At 64.1% G+C, this 23,743-nt stretch carries 30 protein-coding genes; 6 read left to right on the plus strand and 24 right to left on the minus strand.

Annotated elements, in window-relative coordinates; genetic code table 11:
* Positions 1 to 14: 14 nt before the first annotated feature.
* On the minus strand, positions 15 to 761 hold the full coding sequence (locus tag NMQ14_RS08675; RefSeq protein ID WP_257095223.1) for a Nif3-like dinuclear metal center hexameric protein: 747 nt from the start codon (positions 759 to 761) through the stop codon (positions 15 to 17).
* A 27-nt stretch (positions 762 to 788) separates the two neighbouring features.
* Here NMQ14_RS08675 and NMQ14_RS08680 point away from each other — a divergent pair, with 27 nt between their 5' ends.
* Positions 789 to 1,991 (plus strand): Do family serine endopeptidase, encoded by a 1,203-nt coding sequence (locus NMQ14_RS08680; RefSeq protein ID WP_257095225.1) that lies wholly within the window; start codon positions 789 to 791, stop codon positions 1,989 to 1,991.
* On the opposite strand, the gene tatC is transcribed toward NMQ14_RS08680, so the two are convergent.
* The 10 genes from tatC to hisB form a co-directional block, all read right to left on the minus strand.
* Positions 1,992 to 2,738 (minus strand): twin-arginine translocase subunit TatC, encoded by a 747-nt coding sequence (tatC, locus tag NMQ14_RS08685; protein WP_257095227.1) that lies wholly within the window; start codon positions 2,736 to 2,738, stop codon positions 1,992 to 1,994.
* A gap of 10 nt (positions 2,739 to 2,748) precedes the next feature.
* Entirely contained in the window at positions 2,749 to 3,204 is a 456-nt protein-coding gene (tatB, locus tag NMQ14_RS08690) for a Sec-independent protein translocase protein TatB (protein WP_257095229.1), read from the minus strand.
* Between the two features lie 81 nt (positions 3,205 to 3,285).
* On the minus strand, positions 3,286 to 3,513 hold the full coding sequence (gene tatA, locus NMQ14_RS08695; protein ID WP_257095231.1) for a Sec-independent protein translocase subunit TatA: 228 nt from the start codon (positions 3,511 to 3,513) through the stop codon (positions 3,286 to 3,288).
* Between the two features lie 2 nt (positions 3,514 to 3,515).
* Positions 3,516 to 3,875, minus strand: coding sequence for a histidine triad nucleotide-binding protein (locus NMQ14_RS08700; RefSeq protein ID WP_257095233.1), 360 nt, complete (start codon positions 3,873 to 3,875; stop codon positions 3,516 to 3,518).
* 72 nt (positions 3,876 to 3,947) lie between these two features.
* On the minus strand, positions 3,948 to 4,271 hold the full coding sequence (locus tag NMQ14_RS08705) for a phosphoribosyl-ATP diphosphatase (protein ID WP_257095236.1): 324 nt from the start codon (positions 4,269 to 4,271) through the stop codon (positions 3,948 to 3,950).
* Positions 4,268 to 4,657: a phosphoribosyl-AMP cyclohydrolase gene (gene hisI, locus NMQ14_RS08710; RefSeq protein ID WP_257095238.1), complete on the minus strand. Its 390-nt coding sequence runs from the start codon at positions 4,655 to 4,657 to the stop codon at positions 4,268 to 4,270. Before hisI ends, NMQ14_RS08705 begins: the two co-directional genes overlap by 4 nt.
* A complete protein-coding gene (gene hisF, locus NMQ14_RS08715) occupies positions 4,654 to 5,424 on the minus strand; it encodes an imidazole glycerol phosphate synthase subunit HisF (protein ID WP_257095240.1) in 771 nt (256 codons plus the stop codon). Before hisF ends, hisI begins: the two co-directional genes overlap by 4 nt.
* Positions 5,425 to 5,459: 35 nt before the next feature.
* Positions 5,460 to 6,206: a 1-(5-phosphoribosyl)-5-[(5-phosphoribosylamino)methylideneamino]imidazole-4-carboxamide isomerase gene (gene hisA / locus NMQ14_RS08720; protein ID WP_069039438.1), complete on the minus strand. Its 747-nt coding sequence runs from the start codon at positions 6,204 to 6,206 to the stop codon at positions 5,460 to 5,462.
* Positions 6,207 to 6,282: 76 nt separating this feature from the next.
* Positions 6,283 to 6,918, minus strand: a complete 636-nt coding sequence (hisH, locus tag NMQ14_RS08725; protein WP_257095245.1) for an imidazole glycerol phosphate synthase subunit HisH — start codon at positions 6,916 to 6,918, stop codon at positions 6,283 to 6,285.
* A gap of 57 nt (positions 6,919 to 6,975) precedes the next feature.
* On the minus strand, positions 6,976 to 7,563 hold the full coding sequence (gene hisB / locus NMQ14_RS08730; RefSeq protein ID WP_069039436.1) for an imidazoleglycerol-phosphate dehydratase HisB: 588 nt from the start codon (positions 7,561 to 7,563) through the stop codon (positions 6,976 to 6,978).
* A 151-nt stretch (positions 7,564 to 7,714) separates the two neighbouring features.
* Here hisB and NMQ14_RS08735 point away from each other — a divergent pair, with 151 nt between their 5' ends.
* The 3 genes from NMQ14_RS08735 to NMQ14_RS08745 all read left to right on the plus strand — a co-directional run bounded on the left by NMQ14_RS08735 (position 7,715) and on the right by NMQ14_RS08745 (position 10,386).
* Positions 7,715 to 8,791: a histidinol-phosphate transaminase gene (locus tag NMQ14_RS08735; protein ID WP_257095248.1), complete on the plus strand. Its 1,077-nt coding sequence runs from the start codon at positions 7,715 to 7,717 to the stop codon at positions 8,789 to 8,791.
* A 68-nt stretch (positions 8,792 to 8,859) separates the two neighbouring features.
* A complete protein-coding gene (locus tag NMQ14_RS08740) occupies positions 8,860 to 9,477 on the plus strand; it encodes a hypothetical protein (protein ID WP_257095250.1) in 618 nt (205 codons plus the stop codon).
* A gap of 180 nt (positions 9,478 to 9,657) precedes the next feature.
* Positions 9,658 to 10,386 (plus strand): hypothetical protein, encoded by a 729-nt coding sequence (locus NMQ14_RS08745; protein WP_257095252.1) that lies wholly within the window; start codon positions 9,658 to 9,660, stop codon positions 10,384 to 10,386.
* A gap of 26 nt (positions 10,387 to 10,412) precedes the next feature.
* Here the strand turns inward: NMQ14_RS08745 and NMQ14_RS08750 are convergent, their stop codons facing one another.
* From NMQ14_RS08750 to NMQ14_RS08810, 13 genes are all read right to left on the minus strand, one after another.
* Positions 10,413 to 11,222, minus strand: coding sequence for a DUF2189 domain-containing protein (locus NMQ14_RS08750; protein ID WP_257095253.1), 810 nt, complete (start codon positions 11,220 to 11,222; stop codon positions 10,413 to 10,415).
* A 101-nt stretch (positions 11,223 to 11,323) separates the two neighbouring features.
* Positions 11,324 to 12,628: a histidinol dehydrogenase gene (hisD, locus tag NMQ14_RS08755; RefSeq protein WP_257095255.1), complete on the minus strand. Its 1,305-nt coding sequence runs from the start codon at positions 12,626 to 12,628 to the stop codon at positions 11,324 to 11,326.
* On the minus strand, positions 12,625 to 13,266 hold the full coding sequence (gene hisG / locus NMQ14_RS08760) for an ATP phosphoribosyltransferase (RefSeq protein ID WP_257095257.1): 642 nt from the start codon (positions 13,264 to 13,266) through the stop codon (positions 12,625 to 12,627). Before hisG ends, hisD begins: the two co-directional genes overlap by 4 nt.
* A gap of 64 nt (positions 13,267 to 13,330) precedes the next feature.
* The gene (murA, locus tag NMQ14_RS08765; RefSeq protein ID WP_257095259.1) at positions 13,331 to 14,593 is read right to left on the minus strand and encodes a UDP-N-acetylglucosamine 1-carboxyvinyltransferase; all 1,263 of its coding nucleotides are present in this window, start codon (positions 14,591 to 14,593) and stop codon (positions 13,331 to 13,333) included.
* A gap of 7 nt (positions 14,594 to 14,600) precedes the next feature.
* Complete coding sequence (locus NMQ14_RS08770; protein ID WP_257080517.1) at positions 14,601 to 14,834, minus strand: BolA family protein; 234 nt, start codon at positions 14,832 to 14,834, stop codon at positions 14,601 to 14,603.
* A gap of 1 nt (position 14,835) precedes the next feature.
* Entirely contained in the window at positions 14,836 to 15,594 is a 759-nt protein-coding gene (locus NMQ14_RS08775) for an ABC transporter permease (protein WP_257095262.1), read from the minus strand.
* A complete protein-coding gene (locus tag NMQ14_RS08780; protein ID WP_257095264.1) occupies positions 15,591 to 16,505 on the minus strand; it encodes an ABC transporter ATP-binding protein in 915 nt (304 codons plus the stop codon). The genes NMQ14_RS08775 and NMQ14_RS08780 overlap by 4 nt, the downstream gene beginning before the upstream one ends.
* 48 nt (positions 16,506 to 16,553) lie before the next feature.
* Positions 16,554 to 16,850, minus strand: a complete 297-nt coding sequence (locus NMQ14_RS08785) for a lipid asymmetry maintenance protein MlaB (protein WP_257095266.1) — start codon at positions 16,848 to 16,850, stop codon at positions 16,554 to 16,556.
* A complete protein-coding gene (locus NMQ14_RS08790) occupies positions 16,847 to 17,467 on the minus strand; it encodes a phospholipid-binding protein MlaC (protein ID WP_257095268.1) in 621 nt (206 codons plus the stop codon). The genes NMQ14_RS08785 and NMQ14_RS08790 overlap by 4 nt, the downstream gene beginning before the upstream one ends.
* An 88-nt stretch (positions 17,468 to 17,555) precedes the next feature.
* On the minus strand, positions 17,556 to 18,419 hold the full coding sequence (locus tag NMQ14_RS08795; protein ID WP_257095270.1) for a VacJ family lipoprotein: 864 nt from the start codon (positions 18,417 to 18,419) through the stop codon (positions 17,556 to 17,558).
* Between the two features lie 32 nt (positions 18,420 to 18,451).
* Positions 18,452 to 18,928 carry an outer membrane lipid asymmetry maintenance protein MlaD gene (mlaD, locus tag NMQ14_RS08800; RefSeq protein ID WP_257095272.1) on the minus strand — a complete coding sequence of 159 codons (477 nt, stop codon included), beginning with the start codon at positions 18,926 to 18,928 and terminating at the stop codon, positions 18,452 to 18,454.
* The gene (gene mlaE, locus NMQ14_RS08805) at positions 18,925 to 19,713 is read right to left on the minus strand and encodes a lipid asymmetry maintenance ABC transporter permease subunit MlaE (RefSeq protein WP_069039422.1); all 789 of its coding nucleotides are present in this window, start codon (positions 19,711 to 19,713) and stop codon (positions 18,925 to 18,927) included. The genes mlaD and mlaE overlap by 4 nt, the downstream gene beginning before the upstream one ends.
* Entirely contained in the window at positions 19,710 to 20,531 is an 822-nt protein-coding gene (locus tag NMQ14_RS08810; RefSeq protein WP_257080532.1) for an ABC transporter ATP-binding protein, read from the minus strand. Before NMQ14_RS08810 ends, mlaE begins: the two co-directional genes overlap by 4 nt.
* Positions 20,532 to 20,635: 104 nt before the next feature.
* On the opposite strand from NMQ14_RS08810, the gene NMQ14_RS08815 reads away from it, so the two are divergent.
* On the plus strand, positions 20,636 to 22,087 hold the full coding sequence (locus NMQ14_RS08815) for a sigma-54 dependent transcriptional regulator (protein WP_257095274.1): 1,452 nt from the start codon (positions 20,636 to 20,638) through the stop codon (positions 22,085 to 22,087).
* The gene (locus NMQ14_RS19710) at positions 22,062 to 23,564 is read left to right on the plus strand and encodes an AAA family ATPase (RefSeq protein ID WP_306441157.1); all 1,503 of its coding nucleotides are present in this window, start codon (positions 22,062 to 22,064) and stop codon (positions 23,562 to 23,564) included. Before NMQ14_RS08815 ends, NMQ14_RS19710 begins: the two co-directional genes overlap by 26 nt.
* Positions 23,565 to 23,743 lie beyond the last annotated feature (179 nt).

The following is a 23,743-nucleotide window of genomic DNA, read 5'->3' on the forward strand; positions in this document are numbered from 1 at the left end:
ACAGCACGCCCGGATCAAACCGGGTTGTCGATATCGACGAAATCGACAGTCAGGCCGAAACACTCGGTCAGATGTGCGCCCAGTGCCATGACGCCATACCGCTCGGTCGCGTGATGACCGGCCGCAATGTATGGCACGCCCGATTCGCGCGCGAGATGGGTGGTCGGTTCGGAAATTTCGCCCGATATGTACAGATCGACCCCTGCATCGATGGCCTGCTCGAAATATCCCTGCGCCCCGCCGGTGCACCAGGCGACGCGATGCACCCTGCGCTGCGGGTCACCGACCAGCAACGGCGTGCGACCCAGCACGATCTCGGCACGTTTGCACACTTCGCCAGCCGTGGCCGGCTGTCCGGGTTCGCCCAGCCATATCAAACCCTGTTCTCCGGCCGTGCCGGTCGGCCGGAAATCGAGCAAGCGGCCGAGGCGAGCGTTGTTGCCCAGCTCGGGATGCGCATCCAGCGGCAGATGATAGGCAAACAGGTTGATGTCATGCGCAAGCACGCGCGCGATCCGGGCGCGTCGGGTACCGGTCAGCCGGCCATCCTCACCGCGCCAGAACCAACCGTGATGCACCAGCAGAGCCTGAGCACCGCGCTCGATTGCAACATCGATCAAGGCCAGGCTGGCACTGACGCCGCAGACGATTTTCGACACCTCTGACGCGCCTTCCACTTGTAGTCCGTTTGGGCAATAATCCTTGAAGCGCGCGGCATCCAGCAGTTCATCGAGATGTCTTTGCAGCTGCGTCCTGTCCATTTTCCCCCCGGTTTCCATTTCCTGATTATGCAGCGTCTGTGGCTTGTCTTCGCTCAATCGGTCACGGCCGCGCTGGCCGTGCTTTTCGTCATTGCGACGCTGCGCCCCGACTGGTTGCCGACGCGCAACGGCCAGACAGGCAGCAGTGCGACCGTATCGGCCGCGCAGGCAGCCCTGCTGCCGGATGTGGTGGCGCCCCCCGCGCGCATCGAGGCCGCCAGGGTCGTGACCTACGCGGATGCGGCGCAGAAGGCACTGCCTTCGGTGGTGCACGTTTTTACGACCAAGGCCGTGAAGACGCCGCAGCACCCGCTTATGAATGATCCGGTGTTCCGGCACTTTTTCGGCGACCGGCTCGGTAATCAGCCGCAGCGCCAGATGGGACTCGGTTCCGGCGTGATCGTCAGCGAGGATGGGGTCGTGCTGACCAACAACCACGTGGTCGAAGCCGCCGACGAGATCGAGGTATCGCTGAACGATGGCGGCAAGTATCCGGCAACGCTGATCGGCAGCGACCCCGAATCCGATCTGGCGGTGCTGCGGGTCAAGGCTCCGGCCAAATTACCGGCTGCCAGCTTCGGTGCAACCGACGGCCTGCGCATCGGCGACGTGGTGCTGGCCATCGGCAACCCTTTCGACGTCGGACAGACGGTCACGATGGGCATCGTGTCGGCGCTCGGTCGCTCGCAGCTTGGCATCAATACCTTCGAGAATTTCATCCAGACCGATGCAGCGATCAACCCGGGCAATTCGGGCGGCGCCCTGGTCGACGCCGACGGCAATCTGGTCGGCATCAACACCGCGATCTACTCGCGCAGCGGCGGCTCGCTGGGCATCGGCTTCGCAATTCCCGTCAGTACGGCACGCAGCGTGATGGAACAGATCGTCGCCAACGGCTCGGTCACACGTGGCTGGGTCGGTGTGGAGGTACAGGAACTGACGCCCGAACTGGCGGAAAGCTTCAAGGTCCCGGCCGCCAGTGGCGCGCTGATCGCCGGTGTGATGCGCGGCAGTCCCGCTGATCGCGGCGGCGTCCGCCCCGGCGACGTGCTGCTTGAGGTCGATGGCAGGAAGGTAAAAGACGCGTCCGGCATGCTGCAGCTCATCGCAGCGCTGGTGCCGGGTCAGCAGGCCACGCTGAAGATCTATCGCAGCGGCGCGGAAAAGGACCTCGGCGTCACCGTGGGCAAGCGCCCCGTCACGGCACAGGCACAGCGCCGTGACGAGTGATCACGCGTCCTGCGTGGTCTTGCTGCGCTCGGGGGACGCCTTGATGAAGCGCGAAAACAGGATGCCGAGCTCGTACAGCAGGCAGAGCGGAATCGCGAGCAGCAATTGCGACACCACATCCGGCGGTGTGACGATCGCAGCCACGACGAAGGCCCCGACGATCACATAGGGCCGTGCTTCCTTGAGTTGCGCGATCGTCACCAGCCCGAAGCGCACCAGCACGATGACCACGATCGGTACCTCGAAGGTGACGCCGAAGGCGGTGAACATGGTCAGTACGAAGGACAGGTATTGCTCGATGTCCGGAGCCGGCGTGATGCTTTTCGGCGCGAATTCAGCGATGAAGCTGAATACAACACCGAAAACAAGGAAGTAGCAGAACGCCATGCCGACGATGAACAACAACGTGCTGGCGATGATCAGCGGCAGTCCGAGTCGCTTTTCGTGTGCGTACAGGCCAGGCGCGATAAAGGCCCAGACCTGGTATAGCACCACCGGCAGGGAAATCAGGAAGGCGAGCATCAGCGTCACCTTCACCGGCACAAAGAACGGCGTCACGACGCCGGTGGCGATCATCTTCGTACCTTCGGGCAACGCCACCATCAGCGGATGGGCAAGGATGTCGTAGATGTCCGCCGCCCAGGGCATCAGGCACACGAACACCACGACCACTGCAATGACGGCGCGCAGCAGCCGGTCGCGCAGTTCGACCAGATGGGATACGAAGCTTTCGGTCTGTTCGTTCATGCCCGACGTCTCATGCCTTTTCGCGATTCGCCGGCTCGATCGCGCCCGGCGGCGGGATGTCGAGCGACAGTTGGCCGGATGCGGGATCTTCGGCCGGCACGGCGGGGTTGGCCGGCGGGGGCGGGTCCATCAGGGTGTTTTCAACGGCGGCGTATTTGTCCTGCTCCGCCATCGCTGCGCGCATCTGGTCACTCAGTCCGGCCGCTTCGTTGTTGACGCCGGCCGCGGTTTCATCGACCTGGCGCTCGACATCGCGCACCTGCTGCTCAACCTGGGCTTGCAGCTTGCGCAACTCGTCCAGTTGCATCTCGCGCGAAATGTCCGATTTCACATCGCTCACGTAACGCTTCAGACGGCCAAGCAGATGCCCGGCCGTACGCGCAGCGCGCGGCAGCCTCTCTGGGCCGAGCACCAGAAGCGCAACGATGCCGATGATCAGGAATTCGGAAAAACCGATGTCAAACATGGATTGGACGGATGAGGCACCGGGCACTGCGTCCCGGTGGCCGTGTGACGACGCGGCCCGGCAGGCGGCCGGTCACAAGGGTCAGGACTTGACCTTCTCTTCGGCCTTGACGTCGATGGTGCGGCCCACGTGCTGGGTCGGCTGCTCAGGTGTGACGGCGGCGTCGTTCTCGCCACCCTTCACACCGTCCTTGAAGCCCTTGACCGCGCCACCCAGGTCAGAACCGATGTTGCGCAACTTCTTCGTGCCGAAGATCAAAAGCACGATGACCAGAACGATAAGCCAGTGCGTAATGCTGAATGAACCCATGATTACCTCTCGAAAACGAGCATGGGCGGCAGGGGATCCGGCCCGCCCACGACATGCATGTGAAGATGATACACCTCCTGCCGACCCACCCTTCCGCAGTTGATCATCGTGCGATAACCATCGGTGCAACCGGCTTCGCGGGCCAGCTCGCCGACTTTCGCGAGCATTCGGCCCAGCGCTGCCTCATGCGCCGCACTCGCATCGGACAACGTCGGGATGTGGGCCTTCGGAATGATCAGGAAGTGCACCGGGGCGGCAGGATTGATGTCGTGGAAGGCATAGATCAGCTCATCCTCGTACAGCTTGCGCGACGGAATCTTGCCGCTGATGATCTTGCAGAAAATGCAGTCGTTGTCTTGCATGGTTCAAGTGTGTCCGTCTGGAACGAATTCTGGGATACGCGTATTACCGTATTGTGTGCCCGCAACAGCACGTCAGGTCGTGCGCGAACGTTTTTCGTCCAGACCGGAAATGCCTTCGCGGCGACGGAATTCGTGCAGCACGTCATCGACCGTCAGGCCGTGGTGCGCGAGCAGCACCATGCTGTGGAACCAGAGGTCGCACACCTCCTTCACCAGATGACCCGCGTCGCCATCCTTCGAAGCCATGATGGTTTCCGCGGCTTCTTCGACCACCTTCTTGCAGATCGCGTCGGTGCCCTTGTGCAGCAGCGACGACACGTACGACGAGCCGGGTTCTGCCGCCTTGCGTTCGGCAATGGTCTGCGCCACTCGATGCAGTACTTCGATATCGATCATTTGTAGATGTCATCCGGATTCTTGAGTACGGGCTCGGTCGTTTCCCAGCCGTCGTCCGTCAAGGCATGGAAAAAGCAGCTGTGACGTCCGGTATGGCAGGCGATACCGCCTGTTTGTTCAACTTTCAGCAGCAGTACATCGCGGTCGCAGTCGAGGCGGATGTCCAGCACCTTCTGCGTATGACCCGATTCCTCGCCCTTGTGCCACAGCCTGCCGCGCGAACGCGACCAGAAGACGGCCTCGCGCAGTTCAGCCGTGCGTGTCAGCGCCTCACGATTCATCCACGCGAACATCAGCACATCGCCGCTGGCCGCCTCCTGCACGATGACCGGCAGCAGGCCGTTCGCGTCCCACTCGATGTCGTCTGCCCAGGCCGGCCCGCTCACAGCCTGACCTCGATGCCGCGGCTGCGCATGCGCTCCTTGGCTTCGCGTACCGTGTGCTCGCCGAAGTGGAAGATGCTGGCGGCCAGTACGGCATCCGCGCCACCGTCAAGCACACCGTCAACCAGGTGATCGAGCGTGCCGACCCCGCCCGAGGCGATGACCGGGATGCGCACCGCGTCCGACACGGCGCGCGTCAGCGCCAGATCGAAACCGCTCTTCGTTCCGTCGCGGTCCATGCTGGTAAGCAGGATTTCGCCCGCGCCGAGCGATTCGACCTTCTGCGCCCAGGCGATCGCATCCAGGCCAGTCGCGTTGCGGCCGCCGTGGGTAAACACCTCCCAGTGCGGCTGACCGTCGCGGTCGGCCACGCGCTTTGCGTCGATGGCGACCACGATGCATTGCGAGCCGACCTTGCCGGACGCCCGGGCGACCAGTTCTGGATCGTTGATCGCCGCCGTATTCATGCTCACCTTGTCGGCGCCGGCATTGAGCAGGCGGCGCACGTCGTCGACCGCGCGCACGCCACCACCCACCGTCAACGGGATGAACACCTGATCGGCCACCCGTTCGACGACGTGCAGGATGATGTCGCGCGCGTCCGAGCTCGCGGTGATGTCGAGGAAGGTCAGTTCGTCGGCGCCCTGTTCGTCGTAGCGACGAGCGATTTCAACCGGATCGCCGGCGTCCTTGAGGGCGACAAAATTGACGCCCTTGACCACGCGGCCGGCGTTGACGTCCAGACAGGGAATGATGCGCTTGGCCAGCATGGGACTCCCGCGCGGCGCGCGTCAAAAGTGATGGATCAGGCGTCGCCGTTCAGACGGTCGACTTCGGCCTGGGCCGCCGCGAAATCCAGCGTGCCCTCGTAGATGGCGCGTCCGGTGATGGCGCCCATGACGCCTTCGTCCTCGACCGCACACAGCGCGCGGATGTCGTCCATATTGGTCACGCCGCCCGAGGCGATGACCGGTATGCGCAGCGCCTGGGCGAGCTTGACGGTCGCTTCGATGTTGACACCGCCAAGCATGCCGTCGCGGCCGATGTCGGTGTAGACGACCGCTTCGACGCCCTGATCCTCGAACTTCTTCGCCAGATCGACAACGTCGTGGCCGGTCATTTTCGACCAGCCATCCACCGCAACCTTGCCGTCGCGCGCGTCCAGCCCGACGATGATGTGGCCGGGGAATGCGCCGCAGGCATCGTGCACGAAACCCGGGCTCTTCACCGCCGCAGTGCCGATGATGACGTAGCTGATGCCGTCATCCAGGTAGCGTTCAATGGTATCGAGGTCGCGGATGCCACCGCCGAGCTGGATCGGGATTTCGTCACCCAGTTCGCGCACGATGGCCTTGATGGCCGATTCGTTCTTCGGCTTGCCGGCCACGGCGCCATTCAGGTCAACCAGATGCAGGCGGCGCGCGCCGGCATCCAGCCAATGCCGGGCCATGGCAGCCGGGTCTTCCGAAAATACGGTCACCACATCCATGTCGCCTTGCTTCAGGCGTACGCAGTGGCCGTCCTTGAGGTCGATGGCAGGAATCAGCAGCATGGCACGAGGTCGGGTCGGGTCAGAAAAGGGATGTCGGGAGCGGTCACGGTCGGGCGGCGTTGCCCGGCTTCGTCCATCAGGGTGTCCAGTCGATGAAGTTCGCCAGCAGGCGCAGTCCGGCGTGTGCGCTCTTTTCGGGATGGAACTGAACGGCAAAAATATTATCGCGCGCTATGGCGCTGGTAAAGGGCGCGCCGTAACAGGTTTCGCCGGCAGTCACGGCAGCGTCCTGCGGCACCACATAGTAACTGTGTACGAAGTAGAAACGCTCTTCATCCGGAATGCCTGCCCACAGCGGGTGTTTCGCTGTCTGCCGTACGCCGTTCCAGCCCATGTGCGGCACCTTCAGGCGGGCGCCACTGACAGGATCGACCGGATTGTCGAAGCGACGGACTTCGCCGTCCAGAACACCAAGACCGGGATGATCGCCCTCTTCGCTGTGCTCGAACAACATCTGCAGGCCGATGCAGATGCCGAGGAAAGGCTTGGTTGCGGCAGCATCGATCACCGTACTGCGCAACCGGCGCAGATCGAGTTCGCGCATGCAGTCGGGCATGGCGCCCTGCCCCGGAAACACGATCCGGTCAGCAGTGATCACATCGCGCGGGTCGCTGCTGACGACGACGTCAGCCGCAGGCGCAATGTGCCCGATCGCCTTGGCGACTGAACGCAGGTTGCCCATACCGTAATCGATGATGACAACGCGGGTCATGAGTGGCGCAGGAAGGAGTGGAACGCGTAAGAGTGGGGCTCGAAATCAGGCGAACGCTCAGAGCGAGCCCTTTGTCGACGGCATCTGGCCGGAGGCACGATCATCGCGCTCGCTGGCCGCACGCAAGGCTCTGGCAAAGGCCTTGAACACTGTTTCGCACTGATGGTGGGCATTGATTCCGCGCAGATTGTCGATGTGCAGTGTGACGAGCGCGTGATTGACGAAGCCCTGGAAGAATTCGCGCACCAGGTCGACGTCGAAATCGCCGATGCGCGCCCGCGTGTAGTCGACGTTGTAGACAAGGCCCGGACGGCCGGACAGGTCAACAACGACGCGCGACATCGCTTCGTCGAGCGGCACATAGGCGTGGCCGTAGCGGCGCAGCCCCTTCTTGTCGCCGACCGCCTTGGCGTAGGCCTGACCCAGCGATATGCCGACATCTTCCACCGTGTGGTGGGCATCGATTTCCAGATCACCCTTCGCACTGACTTCGAGATCGATCAGGCCGTGGCGAACGATCTGGTCGAGCATGTGGTCAAGGAAGGGGATGCCGGTATCGAGCTTGCCCTGGCCGCTGCCATCGAGATTGATGCGCACGCTGATCTGGGTCTCGAGCGTGTTGCGCGTGATGTCTGCTTGCCGCATGAATGGTCGGATCGCCGTCGGAAAATCGCTCCGGCGCAGCGCCGGAATCGCAATTCCCGAATGATAACATCGACTCGGATGCGGTCATTTGCAGCGCCCATTGCGCCGACTGCCCGTCCCCCTGTTTCAACACGTCACCGCCGCGATCATCATGAGCCAGTTCTGGAGCCCCGTCGTCAGCACCCTGTCGCCCTACACCCCGGGCGAACAACCGAAGATCGAAGGCCTGATCAAACTCAACACGAACGAGTGCCCCTATCCACCAAGCCCGCACGCCGTGGCGGCCATACAGGCCGAACTGGGCCGCGACGGCGACCGGCTGAAGCTGTATCCGGAACCGACAGGCCTGCTGCTGCGCGAGGCGATCGCCGCACGTTTCGGCATCGGGACGGATCAGGTCTTCGTCGGCAACAGTTCCGACGAGGTACTGGCGCACACCTTCATCGGCCTGCTGAAACACGACCGACCGCTGGTTTTCCCGGACATCACCTACAGCTTCTACCCGGTCTACTGCCAGCTGTACGGCATCGCCTTCGAACGCGTGCCGCTGGACGCGCAGTTCGCAATCCGCGTCGACGATCTGATCGCACGCCGGCCCGGCGCGGTGATCTTTCCGAATCCGAACGCACCGACAGGCTGCCTGCTGCCGCTGGACGACATCGACAGGCTCGCCGCTGCATTGCCCGATTGCCCGGTGGTGATCGATGAGGCCTACATTGACTTCGGCGGCGAGTCGGCGGTGGCGCTGATTGATCGCCACCCCAATCTGCTGGTCACACAGACGCTGTCGAAGTCGCGTTCGCTGGCCGGTCTGCGCGTGGGTTTCGCAGTCGGACACCCGGCATTGATCGAAGCGCTGACGCGGGTAAAGGACAGCTTCAACTCCTACCCGCTCGACCGCCTGGCCCTCGTTGGCGCCACCGCCTCGATCGAGGACGTCGGATGGTTCGAGCAGACGCGCCGGCGCGTCATGGCCAGCCGGGAAACCCTGCGCGCCGATCTGGCTGCGGTGGGCTTCGAAGTACTGCCGTCTGCCGCCAACTTCCTGTTCGTCCGCCATCCGGCGCACGACGCCGCCACGCTGGCGCTGGCGCTGCGCGAGCGGCGCATCCTGGTGCGTCACTTCAAGGCAGCACGCATCGACCAGTTTCTGCGCGTCACGATCGGCACCGATGCGCACTGTGCATCGCTGCTCGCCGCACTGCGGGACATCCTGCAGGTTTCCTGACCCGATTCCGCAACTGCGGAGCGCTTCTTGCTAGAGCTGTCGGGTCCACATCCCCGGGTCGTTCAGTCATGCATCGCTTCGCCAGTTCCCTGTTCCAGTCCGCCCTGATCGCCGCGCTCGCCGGCTGCACCGGCATTTCGTTCAAGCAAGGCGCTGGCGGTGAGGACTTCCGCCGCGCCGAAGCCGAATGCAAGAGCACCACTTCGGAGCGCAGCGCCTTCTCCCGGTGCATGGACGAAAAAGGATGGTGGACGCGGTCGATGGAAGAACTGTCGCAACTCGGATTCGCGCCGGTGGACGAGGACGCCGCCGAAGTCGAGGAAGAAGCTGCCGCGCCGGTGGCCGTTGCAGTGACTTCTGCCGCAGCGGCGGGCGCGGCTGCAGGCGCGAAGCCAGCCGTCGCACCCTCTTCCGGCTCTGCCCCGGCGGAAAGGAAGGCCAGCGCGGCCAGACCGGCTGCCGCAGCGGCCACCAAACCTGCCGTACCGAAAGACCCGCTGTCGCGTATCACCATTGCCATGTGGGCCAAAGCCGGTGCAGACGGCTCGGCGCTGATGGCTTCACAGGCAGCCTGCCTGTCGACACTCGGCGCCGGCCACGAACCCGATCCGGTCGCGAAGACCGTCACCCGCGGCCTGTACGACTGCCTGCGCAAGGATGGCTGGACCGGCATGACCTTGCGCTGACTTTTCCCTGCGTCACCCCAATCCGTGGCGTTTGATCATTTCACCCACATGGAATACTCTTGGGTCGGGTGTATGCACAATAGATAATTCAACAAGCGGCATTTGAACGGCTGCCAGGGACACACCCGAAGAAATCCGCCTTCAACGGGGCGGTTCATCACATTTCCCAAGGAGAGTCCCATGTTGTCAGCACGCAAGCTTCTGGCTGTCTCGCTGTGCCTGTCGGCGCAGCACACATTCGCACTGAGTACCGGTGACATTGCGTTCACCGCACTGAACACCGATGAAGACGGCTGGACCATCGTGGCCCTGGCCGACCTGGCGGCGGACAGCACGATCTACTTCACCGACAGCAACTGGGGCGGCGCCGCATTTTCGAGCGCCGAAGGCTTTCACACCTGGAACACCGGCGCGGCATCGATCGCCGCGGGCAGCGTGATCCGCTTCAGCCAGATCGATCAGGCCAGCCGCGCGGTGTCGATCGGCGCGCTGACCTCGTCAGGCAGCCGTGCGTTGAGCAGCACCGCCGAAACTGTGTACGCCTACCTGGGCACGGCCGCCAACAGCCCGACCACCTTCCTCGCCGCGGTGTCATCCGAAGCAGGCGCCGCCGCCACGAACGCGCTCTCTGCCGCCGGGCTGCAGGACGGCGTCAATGCCGTCATTCTGACGGCCAGCACCGACTTCGCCGAATACACCGGGCCGCGCAGCGGCGAAGCCGATTTCGCAACTTATCGGCTGCTGGTCAACGCCTCATCGAACTGGACCGGCTTCACGGATGGTGACCAGTCCGCCGCACAACCCGGCCTCGCGGCGTTTTCGATTTCGGTGTCTCCGGTGCCGGAAGTGTCGGGGGGCTGGATGATGTTGGCAGGCCTTGCGCTGGTGGCCGCGCGCCTGCGCCGATAACCTGCCGGCACCAGGCGGGGAAAAGCTCAGGGCGCTGGCAGGGGTTCGACCAGCGCCCTGTAGGCATGCCAGGTTGCGTGCCCGATCAGCGGCATCAGCACGATCAGGCCGAGAAACAAGGTCGTAAAGCCGGCCACGGTCAGCAACACGATCAGCAGGGCCCACACCAGCATCGGGCCGGGGTTGCGACCGAGCGCGATCAGGCTCGCCAGCATCGAAGTGACCGCGTCCTGCCGCCGGTCCAGCATCAATGGAATGGCGACCACGCTGGCGCCGAACACGAGTGACGCAAAGATGAAGCCGACCACTGCGTAGGCCAGCAGGAATTCGACGTTCTCCAGACTGACCACCTGTTCGACAAACCGGCTGGCGGACGGCATTTCAGAGGTATAGAACAGCGCGAACACGACCAGCGACGCGCGCGCCCACACGAGAAAGATGATGATCAGCACGACGGCGAACACGCCGATTGCCCCGGCATTGTGCTGACCTGCGGTGAGCGAGTGCGCCAGCATGGGTGTTTCACCGGCTTCGCGCCGGCGCGACAGGTCGTACAGGCCGAGCGAAAGAAAAGGGCCCAGCAGCAGGAAGCCGCAGACCAGCGCCGAGGTGAGGTGATAGGCGTGACTGAACACGACCGACAGCAGCACGCCCATGAAAGCGAAACAGCCGCCGTAGAAAATGCTGGCGGCCGGATTGCCGGCCAGATCCGCAGCACCCTTGGCAAGCCAGTCGAACGGCGCGAACAGTGTCACTTCACGGACGACCGGAAACGGAAGCCCCTGTGCATCACCCGGCGCCGGACTTTCTCCGGTCGGCAGTTCCGATGGCTGCATGCGTACACCCCTCATCCGCATCACTGCATTGATGTGCGCCGACCACCCTGCCGGCGCGTGACCCGGCGCCACTTTACGCCGAGTCGTCGCAGCCGGGGGAATCAGTCCTTCAGACGCATTTCAGCCGAACGTGCGTGCGCCTGCAGACCTTCGCCATGCGCGAGCACCGACGCAATGCGGCCGAGCTTCTGCGCGCCTTCAGCGGATATTTCGAGGATGGACGTGCGCTTCTGGAAGTCATACACGCCGAGCGGGCTGGAGAAGCGCGCGCTGCGCATCGTCGGCAGCACGTGGTTCGGGCCTGCGCAGTAGTCGCCCAGCGCCTCGACCGAGTAGTGACCGAGGAACATGGCACCCGCGTGACGGATGCGGTTTACCCAGTCGCGCGGCGTTTCGGTGCAGATTTCGAGGTGCTCCGGCGCGATCCGGTTGGCGATGTCACACGCCTCCCCGAGGTCGCGCACCTTGATCAGCGCTCCCCGGTTGGCGAGGGACGTGGCGATGGTGTCGCGTCGCGGCATGTCAGGCAGCAGACGGTCTATCGATGCATGCACACGGTCGATGAAGGCGGCGTCGGTGCACAGCAGGATGGACTGGGCAAGCTCGTCATGCTCGGCCTGGGCGAACAGGTCCATCGCGACCCAGTCAGGATTGCCGTGGCCATCGGAAATGATCAGCACCTCGGACGGCCCGGCCACCATGTCGATGCCGACCGTGCCGAACACCCGGCGCTTGGCGCTGGCCACATACGCATTGCCCGGGCCGACGATCTTGTCCACCTGCGGAATGCTCTGCGTGCCGTAGGCAAGCGCGCCGACCGCCTGGGCACCACCGATCGTGAACACGCGGTCGACGCCGGTGATGGCAGCGGCTGCAAGCACCAGTGCATTGCGCTCGCCACCCGGGGTGGGCACGACCATGATCAATTCCGATACGCCCGCGACCTTGGCCGGCACGGCGTTCATCAGCACCGAACTCGGGTAGGACGCACGGCCGCCAGGCACATACAGGCCGACGCGATCAAGCGGCGTCACCTTCTGGCCCAGCGTGGTGCCGTCCGCTTCGGTGTATTCCCACGATGCCTGTTTCTGGCGCTCGTGATACAGGCGCACTCGGTCGGCGGCTTCGACCAGTGCCGCACGCTGCTCGTCGCCCAGACTCGCATAGGCCTCGTCGAGCACGCTGCGCGGCAGTTCGAGTTCAACCATCGACGCCGCGTTGAGGCGATCGAAACGGCGAGTGCAGTCGAGCACGGCTTCGTCGCCGCGCGCACGCACATCGCGCAGGATGCCGGCCACCGCCGCTTCGATGGCGTCGTCAGTCGACGCATCGAAGGCGAGCAGCGCATCGAGCTGTTCGATGAAATCCGGCGCGCCGGAGTCCATGCGTCGGATGGCGGTACTCATTGCACCGCCCCTGCGATCGCTTCGAGTATCGGCGACAGCGCATCGTGCTTCACCTTCAGTGAAGCCTGATTGATGATGAGCCGGGAACTGATGTCCATGATGTGTTCGACCTCGACCAGATTGTTCGCACGCAGCGTGCCGCCACTGCTGACCAGATCGACGATGGCATCCGCCAGTCCGACCAGCGGCGCCAGTTCCATCGATCCGTACAGCTTGATCAGGTCGACGTGGACGCCCTTGGCCGCGAAATGTTCGCGCGCCGTGTGCACATACTTGGTCGCCACCTTGAGGCGCGCGCCGCGGCGCACCGCCTGCTCGTAGTCGAAACCGGCCTGCGTCGCCACACTCAGGCGGCAACAAGCAATCTTCAGGTCGATCGGCTGGTAAAGACCGACGCCGCCGTGTTCCAGCAGCACATCCTTGCCGGCGATGCCGATATCCGCCGCGCCGTACTGCACATAGGTCGGTGTGTCGGACGCGCGCACGATGACCAGGCGCACATCCGGCCGGTTGGTTCCGATGATGAGCTTGCGCGACGTCTCGGGATCGTCGGTCGGTTCGATGCCGGCCGCCGCAAGCAGCGGCAGCGTTTCTTCGAAAATGCGACCCTTGGACAGGGCGAGGGTGATGCCTTGCACGGTGTGCCTCGTTAGCGGTTGAATCGGCGGCGGCTGAGTCGGCCGCGGGAACGTCGATGGCGGGTCAGGACAGGCGCCTGACGGTGGCGCCGAGCGCGGTCAGTTTCTGTTCGATGCGCTCGTAGCCGCGATCCAGATGATAGATGCGTTCGATCACGGTTTCACCGCGCGCCACAAGGCCGGCGATGATCAGTCCGGCCGACGCGCGCAGATCGGTCGCCATGACGGTCGCCCCATCGAGCTGCGCCACGCCCTGCACCACCGCGGTATTGCCGTCGATGCGGATGTCCGCGCCCAGCCGGGCCAGTTCGACCGCATGCATGAAGCGATTCTCGAAAATCGTTTCGCGGATGATGGACGTGCCTTCCGCCAGCGCATTGATCGCCATGAACTGTGCCTGCATGTCGGTCGGAAAGGCCGGATAGGGCGCCGTACGGATCGACACCGCCTTCAGCCGTTGCGGCGCCCGCAGCACGATGGCCTCGAACGACGGCGACTTTTCGGTGCGGATGTCGCAGCCGGCATCCATCAGCTTGTCGACCACGGCATCGAGGTAGGCGGCCGACGTGCCGGTCAGGCGGATTTCGCCGCCGGTGGCCGCCGCCGCGCACAGATAGGTCCCGGTTTCGATGCGGTCCGGCATGATGCGATGTGTCGCGCCATGCAGTCGTTCGACGCCCTGAATGCGGATCACGTCGCTGCCGGCGCCTGAAATGCGCGCGCCCATGGCGACCAGGCAGTTCGCCAGATCGACGACTTCCGGCTCGCGGGCGGCGTTTTCGATCACCGTTTCGCCATCGGCCAGCACGGCCGCCATCATCAGGTTTTCGGTGCCGGTCACGGTGACCATGTCGGTGAACAGCCGCGCGCCACGCAGGCGCGACGTGCGCGCGACCACATAACCATGTTCCACCGCAATGTCGGCGCCCATCGCCGTCAGCCCCTTGATGTGCTGATCGACCGGTCGCGCGCCGATCGCGCAGCCGCCGGGCAGCGACACCTTCGCCTCACCGCAGCGAGCCACCAGCGGACCGAGCACAAGGATGGAGGCGCGCATGGTTTTCACCATTTCGTACGGCGCCAGCGGATTGTCCAGCCCGGACGCGTCCAGCGTAACGACCGAACCGTCGCGCTGCACCGCCACGCCCATCTGCGCCAGCAACTTGAGCATGGTGCCGATGTCGTTGAGCTGCGGCACATTGGTCAGCGTCAGTGACTCACGTGTCAGCAGCGCGGCGCACAGAATGGGCAGAGCCGCATTCTTCGCACCCGACATCTCGGCCTCGCCGTGCAGGCGATGACCGCCTTCGATCAACAGCTTGTCCATCGTGCGTTCAGGCCTTCCACTCGGCCGGCGTCAGCGTCTTCATCGACAGCGCATGGATTTCCTCGCGCATGCGATCGCCCAGCGCGGCGTAGACGAGCTGGTGACGGCGGATGCGGGTCAGACCGTCGAAAGCCGCGGACACGATGACCGCCTCGAAGTGCTGGCCGTCACCGGACACCTGACAGTGGTCACAGGCGATGCCGGCTGTGATGGAGGATTCAATGCTTTGCGGAGTAACCATATCAACTTCTCAATTTGTAGCCGCGGGCCAGCATGTTCAGGGTGGCATAGGTCAGCGCCACGAAACTGCCGCCCGCGACGAGGGCGCTGATCCATGGCGAAACATCCGACTGGCCGAAAAAGCCGAAACGGAAACCATCGATCATGTAGAAAAACGGATTGACGTGCGACACCGTCTGCCAGAACGCCGGCAGCGAGTGAATGGAGTAGAACACACCGGACAGGAAGGTGAGCGGCATCACGACGAAATTCTGGAAAGCTGCGAGCTGGTCGAACTTGTCGGCCCAGATGCCGGCGATCACCCCCAGGCTGGCCAGGATGGCGCCGCCCAGGGTGGCAAAAAAAAGTATCCACAGCGGATGTGCATACGGCAATTCGACGAACCACAGCGTCACCAGCCAGACGCCAGCGCCGACCACCAGCCCGCGGATGACCGCCGCCAGCACGTAGGCTGCGTAGAACTCGCGATACGAAATCGGCGGCAGCAACACGAACACGATGTTGCCGGTCACCTTCGACTGGATCAGCGATGAGGAACTGTTGGAGAACGCGTTCTGCAGCAGGCTCATCATCACCAGACCGGGTACCAGGAAAGCCGTGTAGCTCACGCCACCATACACTTCGACCTGACGGTCGAGCACGTGCGAAAACACCAGCAGGTAGAGCAACGCGGTCAGCACCGGTGCGCCGACGGTCTGGAAGCCGACCTTCCAGAAGCGCAGCACCTCTTTATACAGAAGGGTACGCAGCGCAATGCTCACGCGGCCTCCTGCATGATGGAAATGAACACGTCTTCCAGATCCGGACGGACCAGTTCGATCTCCTCCAGTCCGACGCCGGCCGCATGCAGGCGGGCGAGGCAGGCGCTGACCGCGTCGGCGTTTTCGAGCGCAAGCACGACACGTCCGTCGGCCGTTGCTCGCGCCACGGCGCGCAGATCGGCTGGCAGCGCAACGTCGCCGCGCAGGCGAAGGCGCAGCGACTGCTGGATCGGCCGCGCCAGCAGATCGGCCGTATTGTCGAGTGCAATCACCCGCCCCTGCTTCAGCATGGCGATGCGCCCGCACAGGCTTTCCGCCTCTTCCAGATAGTGGGTGGTCAGCACGATGGTGTGGCCCTGCCGGTTCAGATCGCGCACAAAGGCCCACAAGCCCTGGCGCAACTCGACATCGACACCGGCGGTCGGTTCGTCCAGCACGATGACCGGCGGCCGGTGCACCAGCGCCTGCGCAACCAGCACCCGCCGCTTCATGCCACCCGACAGCGCACGCATGTTCACATCAGCCTTCGTGTGGAGGTCGAGGTGATGCAGTATCTCGTCTATCCAGTCATCGTTGCGGCGCAAGCCGAAGTAGCCGGACTGGATGCGCAGCGTTTCGCGCACCGTGAAGAAGGGATCGAACACGAGCTCCTGCGGCACCACACCCAGGTTGCGCCGAGCATCGCGATAGTCGGCGACCACGTCGTGCCCCATTACCCGTATCACGCCGGAGTCGGCGCGTCCGAGTCCGGCGAGCAGGGAGATCAGCGTGGTCTTGCCGGCACCGTTCGGGCCAAGAAGGCCGAAGAATTCGCCCTGCCGCACGGTCAGCGAGACGTGATCAAGCGCCTGGAGCGAGCCATATCGCTTGCAGACGCCATCAATCAGCAAGGCGGCAGACGGATCAGACATGGACAGGCTTCGGGACGGGCACCGCAGCGGCGCCGGGAAATGTAACGATCAGCGTGCGGACGACGCGGCGTCAAGTCCGCAGAACGACGACACTTCGTACAGATTGGACAGGCTGAGCAGTCCGTCTGGCGCACCGACGACCGGCAGCGGGCCGGCCGAACCTGACGATGCACGTTCCCAGGCGAGCAGAACGGCAATGGCAGCCGAATCCACTTCCTTCACGCCGGACAGATCGATCGACCGGGCGGATCCGATCAATGCGAGTCCGGCGTCGCGCAGGCTGACGGCTTCGGCCAGACGCATCGCACCGGTCACCCGCAGCACATCGCCATCCAGCGCGATCATTTTGCGGCGGCTGCCGGAGGAGAGTTCTTGGCGCGCAGCGACTTGACCAGACCGTCAACGCCGCCAGCACGAATTTCGGCCGCAAAGGTTTCGCGATAGTTGGTCACCAGGCTCACGCCAGCGACGCTCACGTCGTACACCTTCCAGCCTTCGCCGTTCTTTTCGAGGGCGTAGTCGATCGGGATCGGACGGCCGCCTGCGCGAACAACCTTGGTCTTTACAGTCACATCCGTCTGCTCGGGCGCCATTCGGAACGGATCGAATTCGACCGTTTCGTTCTTGTAGCTGGTCAAGGCATTCGAGTAGGTGCGAACCAGCAGCGTACGAAACTCCGTGATCAACTGACCCTTCTGCTCGTCCGACGCGTTTGCCCACTCGCGACCCATCGCCAGCTGCGTCATGCGCGAGAAATTGAAGTGCGGGATCACCTGCGTTTCCACCAGTTCTGCCGCGCGCTTCTTGTCGCCCGCCTTGATGGCTGCATCGGTCCGCAGGGTGTTCAACACCTCTTCGGTGACTTCCTTCACAAGCGTATCGGGCGTCTTCGCGACGTTCGCCTGGGCACTTGCGCTCAGGGCGAAAGTCAGCAGAAACAGTTGAAATATGCGTTTGAACATGGGTTCTCCCAGATGAAAAAGGCCTGTCGCCATGCGACAGGCCGTCAGACCATGCCACCCCGCCAGACTGGCCGGGGCGCTGAAGCGGTCAGTTCGACGCTACTGCAAACTCGGTCGAAGCCTGCGAACTCATGGCATCAACGCCCATGGTGGCAGGTGTGCCGACAAGCATGAAGCGCCAAGTTGCTTCAATCGGTAACATGGTCATCAGGTTTTCGCTCGGCGCAAGCTGTGCGAACGGGCTTTCACGCGGCGCGTTTCCGTCATAGATCAGGCTGCGGCGACGTTGCAGGTAGGCATCGCGCACGTAAGCGTACTTGTCGAGCGCGGCGGCTTCGATCGCGCTTTCGGCCTTCAGGAAATCGGCGCGCATATCAACGGCACGCAGCGCGAGGGCCGAATTGCGGACCGAGACCGGATCATGGTTGGCGACCGGATCAACCCAGACGTCGACCAGGAAGCCGCCGGTATCGCGCAGCGTGCGCGGCCCGATGATCGGCAGCACGACGTAGGCACCATCGCCCACACCCCAACGTCCGAGCGTCTGGCCGAAATCTTCCTCGTGCTTTTCCAGTCCCATGCCGGTGGCGACGTCGAACAGGCCGACGATGCCGATGGTCGTGTTGATCACTACGCGCCCGACGTCGGACAGTGCTTCGCCCGGCTTGCCCTGGATCAGGTTGTTGAAACCGATCCACAGGTCTGCAATGTTGCCGAAGAAATTCGACACACCGGTCTGGACGGGCGTCGGCGTGATGTAGTCATAGCCTTGCGCCACCGGCTTGATGAGCGCCTTGTCTACCGTTTCGTTGAACGAAAAGACCGCGCGGTTGAATCCTTCGATCGGATCCTTCGGGTTGCCCGAGGTCGCGCAACCGGTCATCAGCGTTGCAGCGATGGCTGCAGCGAGCACCGGACGTATGTTGGATGTCTGCTTTTTTGTATGGGTCATCTGGCGAGCTTCCCGGCTATGCGTTACGCACATCACTGCTCGGGAGCCTGCGGGCTCTCGGCAGCCTTGTTGAACATGAACTGACTGATCAGCTTTTCAAGCACTACCGCAGACTGCGTCTTCGTTATCGTTGCGCCGGCGGCAAGCATTTCCGTATCGCCACCGACTTCAAAACCGATGTACTGCTCGCCAAGCAAGCCCGACGTCAGGATGGTTGCGAACGTGTCTCGCGGGAAAACATACCGCTTATCGACATCCATCTTGACCACCGCGACATAAAGAGTGGGGTCGAAAGTGATTTCCGTCACTCGACCGACCACGACGCCCGCGCTTTTCACCGGGGCACGCGGTTTCAGGCCACCGATGTTATCAAAGTTGGCTTGCAGCCTGTATGTCTCGCCTATGTTAGCGGACGCAAGGTTGCCAACCTTTAGTGCCAGAAACAACACTGCGGCCACGCCGATCGCCACGAACACACCGACCCACAGGTCGAGCACAGTACGGTTCATCCGTTACCCCTGAACATGAAGGATGTAAGTACAAAGTCCAGCGCCAGTATCGTGAGCGCCGAATTGACAACTGTTCGCGTGATCGCGCGCGACACGCCCTCGGCGGTCGGGGCCGAATCGTAACCTTCGAAAACCGCGATCAGCGACACCGCAAAGCCGAACACCACGCTCTTGATGATGCCGTTCACGATGTCGTAGCGGAAATCGACCGATGCCTGCATCTGCGACCAGAAGGCACCATCATCGACGCCGATGAACACAACACCGATGAACCAGGCGCCGAACACGCCCATCATCGAAAACAGCGCCGCGAGCAGGGGCATCGAAATGACGCCGCCCCAGAAGCGCGGCGCGACGACGCGCGCGATCGGATCGACCGCCATCATGTCCATCGCCTTGAGCTGCTCGGTCGTCTTCATCAGGCCGATTTCGGCTGTCAGCGCCGAACCTGCGCGGCTGGCGAACAGCAGCCCGGCAACCACCGGCCCCAGTTCGCGCACCAGTGACAACGCCACCAGAATGCCCAGTGCCTCGCTCGAACCGTAGCGCTGCAGCGTTTCGTACCCCTGCAGACCGAGCACCAGACCGACGAAGAAGCCGGACACCATGATGATGATCAGCGACAGTACGCCGGTCGAAAACACCTCGCGAATGGTCAGTGAGAAGCGCGAAAACGCTGTGCCCGAGCGCATCAGCACCGCAACGAAGAAGCGGCTGGCGAAGCCAAGCCGCCAGAGACCGTCGAGCGTGCGCGCCCCCATCGAGCGAAGCACCCGGGCGATCATGCGTACGTCTCCATCAGGGTTGTCCGGTAGTCGTCACCCGGAAAATGGAACGGCAGCGGCCCATCGATTTCCGCGTTGACGAATTGATGCACGAACGGGTCGGTCGAGGCGCGGATCTCGTCCGGCGTGCCTTCGGCCACCACCTTGCCGGCCGACAGGAAATACAGGTAGTCGACGATTTCGAGAGACTCGTGCACGTCGTGCGTCACCATGATCGAACTCGCACCAAGCGCGTCATTGAGCCGGCGGATCAACTGGCCGACCACGGCAAGGGAAATCGGATCAAGCCCGGCGAACGGCTCGTCGTACATGATGAGCATCGGGTCGAGCGCCACGGCACGGGCGAGTGCGACGCGACGCGCCATCCCGCCGGACAGTTCGGCCGGCATCAGCTTCCAAGCACCGCGCAGCCCGACTGCGTGCAGTTTGGTCATGACCAGATCGCGGATCATGTCGGACGGAAGGTCGGTGTGTTCGCGCAACGGAAAGGCTACGTTGTCGAACACATTCAGATCGGTAAACAGCGCGCCGAACTGGAACAGCATGCCCATGCGCCGCCTCGCTGCATACATTTCGCGGCGCGACAGCCGCGCAAGTTCCTGCCCGTCCACCGTCAGGTGGCCCGCCGTCGGCTTGAGCTGACCGCCAATCAGGCGCAGCAATGTCGTCTTCCCGCAGCCGCTGCCGCCCATGATGGCGACCAGTTTGCCGCGCGGAATGCGCAGATTGATGCCGGAAAGAATGGGCCGCGTGTCGTAGGCAAAGTCGACGTTCTTCAAGTCGACCAGGATGTCTTCGGCCGGAGGGGACAGTGACACGAGAACAGTGTATGCGGGTAACAGGGAGCGCGATTGTAGCAGAGGCGCCCTATAGGCCGCAGCGACGCTTCCGGATGCGCCATCGGCGTGCGCTATCATCGGTCATGACTTTCGCGAACGCTGCCCGCCCGACGAAAACCGAAGCGCCGCGGCCCGGACTGCTGATTGTCGACGACGATCCGCTGATTGCCGATTCACTCAGCTTCCTGCTCGAGGCGGATTTCCTCGTCACCAGCCGCGCCTCTCGCGGTGCGGCTATCGCATGGCTGCGCGAGCAGCCGGCGGCACCGAAACTGGCGCTGATCGATCTTGGCCTGCCGCCATGCCCGCATCGGCCGGATGAAGGCTACGCACTGATCGCCGACCTGCTCGCCCACGCGCCGGACACCCGCATCGTGGTGCTGTCCGGTCAGGGGGAGGAAGGCCTCGCTCGCCACGCGCGGGCCCTTGGCGCCACGGAATTCGTGTCCAAACCGGCGCAGCCCGCTGCGCTGCATGCACTGCTGCGCCAGCTGGCCGAAACCTGCAGCCCGCCACCTCCCGCCCTGCCGGCGCTGATCGGCGACAGCGAACCGGTGATCCGGCTGCGCGCACAGATCGTGCAGTACGCAGACCTGCCGTATCCGGTGCTGGTGGAAGGTGAATCGGGCACCGGCAAGGACATTGTCGCCAACTGCCTGCACGCTGGCACGACACGTGGCGGCCAGCCCTTTCTGGCGCTCAACTGCGCCGCCATTTCGCCCAGTCTGGTCGAGCCGACGCTGTTCGGCCATGCGCGCGGCGCGTTCACCGGTGCGCAGACGGCACGTGCCGGCTATTTCGAGGAGGCCGCGTCGGGCAGCCTGTTCCTCGACGAGATCGGCGAGCTGCCGCTCGACCTCCAGGCCAAGCTGCTGCGCGTGCTCGAGAACGGTGAGTACCAGCGGGTCGGCGAGACGCAGTTGCGCCGCTCAAGCGCACGCATCATCGCCGCCACCAATCGCGATCTGAGCGAGGAGGTCCGCGCCGGGCGCTTCCGGTCGGATCTCTACCACCGGCTCAGCGTGTTCACGATCACCCTGCCGGCCCTGCGCGACATGGACGGCGACCGGCTGCAGCTGCTCGAGCACTTCCGCGGGCAGTTCTGCGCCCAGCTTGAACGGCAGCCGTTTTCGCTGGCGGCCGATGCGCGCGCGGCCTGGCTGGCCTACGGCTTTCCCGGCAATGTGCGCGAACTGCGCAACATCGTCATCCGGTTGTCGACCAAGTATCCGGGTCGCGAAGTCGGTCTGGCCGAACTGCAGGCGGAATTCGACCCGGCCGGCAACACACCGGCCGCGCCGGCGCTGTACGACGCACTGGCGCGCGATCTGTCGGAGGTTGCACTCGACGAGCTGCGTGCCGGCGGCTTCCGGCTCGACGCCCGGCTACGCGAATGGGAAGGCGCCTATATTGATGCCGCCATGCGGCTGGCGCGCGGTAATGTGAGCGCGGCGGCACGTCTGCTGGGCATCGCGCGCACGACGCTGTACCACCGCATGGACGCGCCGGATGCCGACGCCGGACGCGACGACTGACATGTACCTCGAACACTTCGGCCTGCGCGAATCGCCGTTCCGCATCACCCCGCATGCCGATTTCTTCTTCGGCGGCGCGAACCGCCGGGCACTGCTCGACGCGCTGGTCTATGCGCTCGGTCGCGAAGAGGGGCTGGTCAAGGTCAGTGGCGAAGTCGGCACCGGCAAGACCATGCTGGCGCGGGTGCTGATCGAACACCTTCCCGACCATCTGCGCGCCATCTATCTCGCCGACCCGCTGATGAACCGCGGCGAACTGCTCGCCGTGCTGGCCGACGAGCTGGGCTGCGCGCCCGCCACCGGCAGCGACGGCAGCGCGCACCGGCTGCTGCGCGCGGTACAGGAGGCGCTGGTGGCCGAATTCGCCGCCGGCCGCCAAATCGTGCTGCTGATCGACGAGGCGCATGCGATGCCGGCGGAAACGCTGGAACAGATCCGCTTGCTGTCCAACCTCGAATCCGAACGCTACAAGCTGATCAAGATCGCGCTGTTCGGCCAGCCGGAGCTGGACGACCTGCTGGCGCGCACCGATATGCGCCAACTGAAGGACCGCATCACCCAGCATTTCCGGCTCGACCCGCTGCAGCCGGACGATGTCGGCACCTACATCGATTTCCGCATGCGCGCCGCCGGCTATCGCGGACCGAACGTGTTCGAGGCCGCCTCGGTGACACGCATCGCGCGTGATTCGGGCGGCCTGACACGACGCATCAACATCCTGGCCGACAAGGCGCTGCTGGCGGCGTTTGCGCGCGGCGCGCACGGCGTCACGGCAGCCGATGCCACGCGCGCGTTCGCCGACACCGAACTGCGCGTGCCGGCACCGGGCGGCGTCACGCCGACACGGCTGGCGCTGGCGGTCGCGGCATCCGTCGTGCTGCTGGCAGCCGGTTTTCTGCTCGGGCGCAGCATCGACCGAGTGCCCCCGGAAACAGACACCCCGGCAGCGACCGCCAGCGACACGACGGCCGTCGCCCCGGCCGCCCGCCCGCCGGAGCCGCCGCCCGCTGCCGCTCCGGCGCCTGAACAGGCCCCACCGGCAGCCCCGGCGGACGAACCTTCCGTCCAGCCGGTTGCCGCGATGCCGGACACCATCGCTTCAGCTCCGCCCGCCGCCGCTGCACCGGAACCGGCTGCGGAGCCCCCCGCGCCTGCCGACGACCTGATGTCGCTGCTCGCATCGAGCAAATCATGGACAACCTCGGCGCCCGACGACCGCTGGTTCATCCAGCTGATGTCGGCTCCGGTCGCCCAGGGCGCACAGGTCGAGCGCTATGTCCGGCGCGCCCGGCGTACCCTCGACGCACAGCAGTTGCGGGCCTATCGCGCAGACACCGCGGGCGGCACGAAGCTGGCGGTGATCTACGGCGACTTCCCGGATCAGCGCACTGCGCAGCAGGCGCTCGCCACGCTGCCCGACTGGATTGCCACCGCGCGGCCGATTGCGCGGCCGGTAAGCAGCCTGCGTCAGCCCTGAAAATGCCAAAGGCATTGACGGAACAGGGCCGGCTGCGCATCATGTTGATCGACCCCGGATTCCGCGTACCATCCGAATTCAGTTTCATTCCGAGTCACCGTCCGTCTCCGTGCCCATGACAGCATTGCTGCGCCCCGTTCTGCCCTGCGCCGTGATAGCGGCCCTGCTTGCCGGTTGTG

The organism is Methyloversatilis sp. XJ19-13, assembly GCF_024580155.1.
Taxonomy (GTDB): domain Bacteria; phylum Pseudomonadota; class Gammaproteobacteria; order Burkholderiales; family Rhodocyclaceae; genus Methyloversatilis.